At 47.2% G+C, this 3,518-nt stretch carries 3 protein-coding genes; 2 read left to right on the top strand and 1 reads right to left on the bottom strand.

Annotated elements, in window-relative coordinates; all coding sequences use genetic code 11:
• The coding region (locus AC4E7D_RS07445; RefSeq protein ID WP_490173183.1) for a KH domain-containing protein at positions 1–1,069 on the top strand (1,069 nt) is incomplete at its 5' end.
• 166 nt (positions 1,070–1,235) lie between these two features.
• The gene (locus AC4E7D_RS07440) at positions 1,236–2,099 is read left to right on the top strand and encodes a sigma-70 family RNA polymerase sigma factor (protein ID WP_490173182.1); all 864 of its coding nucleotides are present in this window, start codon (positions 1,236–1,238) and stop codon (positions 2,097–2,099) included.
• 182 nt (positions 2,100–2,281) lie between these two features.
• Here AC4E7D_RS07440 and AC4E7D_RS07435 read toward each other — a convergent pair whose 3' ends face one another.
• Entirely contained in the window at positions 2,282–3,241 is a 960-nt protein-coding gene (locus AC4E7D_RS07435) for a sugar phosphate isomerase/epimerase family protein (RefSeq protein WP_490173181.1), read from the bottom strand.
• Positions 3,242–3,518: the final 277 nt, after the last annotated feature.

The raw sequence follows: 3,518 nt of genomic DNA, 5'->3' as shown, positions 1-3,518 counted from the left end.
AACCTTTTATTTGCACTACAATTTCCCTCCGTTCTCCACAGGGGAAGCCCGACCTATTCGCGGTACTTCACGAAGGGAGATCGGACACGGAAACCTGGCGCAAAGGGCATTAAAACGTATGATCCCTGAAGATTGCCCCTACACCGTAAGGGTAGTTTCCGAGGTACTGGAAAGTAACGGCTCTTCGTCCATGGCCACCGTTTGTTCGGGAACTATGGGGCTTATGGATGCCGGCGTGCAACTAAAGAAGCCCGTTTCCGGAATCGCCATGGGGCTGATCACCGACTCAGAAACCGGCAAATATGCTGTGCTGTCAGACATCCTTGGTGATGAAGATCACCTTGGGGATATGGACTTCAAGGTAACCGGTACCGCAGACGGGATCACGGCCTGCCAGATGGACATCAAGGTAAAGGGACTTTCTTACGAAATCCTCGTAAAAGCCCTGAACCAGGCCAAAGAAGGACGTTTGCACATCCTGGGAAAACTTACAGATACCATTGCTGCTCCTAGAGAAGGTGTCAAAGCCCATGCTCCGAAAATTGTATACACTACGATACCTGGTGATTACATCGGTGCCCTGATCGGACCTGGAGGGAAAGTGATACAGGAACTGCAGAAGGAAACCAAGACCACCATTGTGATCAACGAAGATCCTATAACCGAAGAAGGTATTGTGGAAATTCTGGGTACCGACCAGGATGGAATCGATACGGTTCTCGAACGGATCGAAGCCATAACCTTCAAGCCCGAAGTGGGTAGTGTATATGAGGTTAAAGTGATCAAGCTGCTCGATTTTGGCGCTGTTGTAGAATACACCGAAGCTCCTGGCAATGAAATCCTGTTACACGTTTCTGAACTGGCATGGGAACGCACGGAGAAAGTAAGTGATGTGGTTAACCTGGGAGACGTACTCGATGTGAAATACTTCGGTCTGGATCCCCGAACCAGGAAAGAGAAAGTTTCCCGCAAAGCCTTACTCCCCAAACCTGATGGTTACAGGGAAAGGCCACCAAGGAATGATCGCGGGGGATCTAAGCGACCTTTCAAAAAGAGAGATAAAGCGTAGATCCGCTGAATATATGTAATTAAAAGCCCCGTATTCCGGGGCTTTTTTACATTTATTAACATATTTATTAAAATTTCGTAACCTCTTTGTAACATTTCCCAATTTTTTACGTATAAGTAAATGCAGACTATGATGCTATGAACTTAAAATGAAAGGAAATTACTAGATGAGACAACTTAAGATTACAAAACAGGTTACCAACAGGGAAACCGCCTCTTTAGACAAATACTTGCAGGAAATTGGTAAAGTAGACCTGATTACTGCAGATGAGGAGGTAGAATTGGCCCAGCGGATCAAAGCCGGGGATCAGACCGCTTTGGAGAAATTAACCAAGGCCAATCTGAGGTTTGTGGTTTCGGTGGCCAAACAATACCAGAACCAGGGCCTCACTTTACCCGACCTGATCAATGAGGGGAACCTGGGGCTTATCAAAGCAGCCCAGCGATTTGACGAAACCCGTGGGTTTAAATTCATCTCCTATGCGGTATGGTGGATTCGTCAGTCGATCCTGCAGGCCCTCGCCGAGCAATCCAGGATTGTAAGGCTGCCCCTGAACAAAATCGGATCGATCAACAAGATCAATAAGACCTTTGCCTTCCTTGAGCAAGCCCATGAAAGGGTGCCTTCCGCTGAAGAAATTGCCAAGGAACTGGACATGACGGTTGAGGACGTAAAGCAGTCCCTTAAGAATTCAGGGCGCCACGTATCCATGGATGCTCCCCTTATAGACGGGGAAGATTCTAACCTTTATGACGTGTTGCGCAGCGGGGAATCTCCTAATCCTGACAAGGAATTGCTGCATGAATCCCTGAGGACAGAGATCGAAAGGGCACTGGAAACGCTTACCCCCCGTGAGGCAGACGTAATTCGACTGTATTTCGGGCTGGCCGGGCAACACTCCATGACCCTCGAGGAAATCGGGGAAACCTTTGACCTTACCCGTGAACGCGTACGGCAGATCAAGGAAAAAGCAATTCGCAGGTTGAAACACACCTCCAGAAGCAAGATTTTGAAGACCTATCTGGGATAGTGATCTTCCCTCTTTACAGTATGAAGTACCAATTGGAATACTGGTATAAATATCGTAAATTGTGAACGGTAACAACAGTTTATCATGACTGTTCGTTTTTTGATTGATGAATAAACTCCGGCTGATTACCGGAGTTTTTCATTTCAGGCACCTCCACAGGAAAAAAGCCCGATTCCCGGGCCTCATATTTCGTAATAAAAGGAATTTCTAAGCAGCTCCAGGCTTTTGGGTACCGCTGTATCCGGGGACTCATTGCCTTCAAATTCAAGGGAAACATACCCCCTGTAGTTCAGGTTTCGCATCATCAACCCGATTTTGTCATAATCGATATCCAGAGTGTACCATTTTCCACCGCCAAAGTAGGTCTTCGCCTGTATCAGGTAGGCATGGGGGGCCAATTGTTGCAGTTGATCTTCCCTGTTCTCAAGGAAATTTCCCGTATCCATGGTTACCTGCAGCCACGGATGGTCTATCGCATTTACAATGCGCATCACCCCTTCTGCGGTCCTCCCCAAACCCCAGTGGTTCTCAAGCCCTAGTACCACCCCGCATTTTTCAGCAGTAGGCAGGCACTTCTCGATGGAGTCAATGACCCAGGCAAAACCCTCTTCATCCGTATAGCCCTCAATGGCAGGTTCAATACCCTTGTTGGCCATAAGGGCATCGAAATTCTCGGAGGTCCCCCACCTGCCCGTATTGATACGCATGGTAGGAATCCCCAGTTTATAGGCCAGTTCTATCTGATGAATGGTCTTGTCTATATTTTCTTGCCGGTATTCCTCTGAGGGGTTGAGGAATCCCTGATGGGTGGAGAAGCCCATGATGTCCAGGCCTGCGTGGAAGGCGCGCTTCTTCAGGTTTTGCAGGTAGCTGTTCTCTTCCGAGGCCATCTGCACCAGAAGCAATTCGATCCCATCAAAACCCATGGCAGCCGCCTTGTCTATACAGTCTTCAATGGGGCTGTTTTCTTTGGGTCCGTTGAATTGCCAAAAGGAATAGGTAGAAACCCCTATAGGATTGTGCTTGATCTTCTTTTCGGGGGCTTTGGCTTCATTAGTCGTTTCATTTTTGGATGTACATCCTAACACAGCTGTACTGAGACCCAGGGCTGCAGCCTGATTTACAAATTGACGCCTTTTCATAATTTCCGATTTTTCTGAGGGTGTTGCTTAAAGATACAAAACAGAAAGAATGAAAAGTATAGCCCTGCATATATACCTTACTCTTAATGTTTATCTTTAATCACCATGGAAAGTAATCGCAGACAATGTCCTGGAAGTAGAACCGTAATCGGGATACTGATATGCTTCGGCATATTGATCGGAGCTTCCTGTAAACCCAAAACCTCGGATCAAACAGAGAGTAAAGAGGAATTCACTACGCCATTGGGAAGAGTGTTTTCCTTATCATCTCCTTCAG

It is taken from the genome of Lentiprolixibacter sp. (genome assembly GCF_982873095.1).
This window is presented reverse-complemented; position numbering and strand designations above follow the sequence as displayed.

What these genes read in the sequence shown, in the direction of transcription:
- AC4E7D_RS07440 (WP_490173182.1), top strand. Translation starts at nt 1,236, where the DNA reads ATGAGACAACTTAAGATTACAAAACAGGTTACCAACAGGGAAACCGCC.
- AC4E7D_RS07435 (WP_490173181.1), bottom strand. Translation starts at nt 3,241, where the DNA reads ATGAAAAGGCGTCAATTTGTAAATCAGGCTGCAGCCCTGGGTCTCAGT.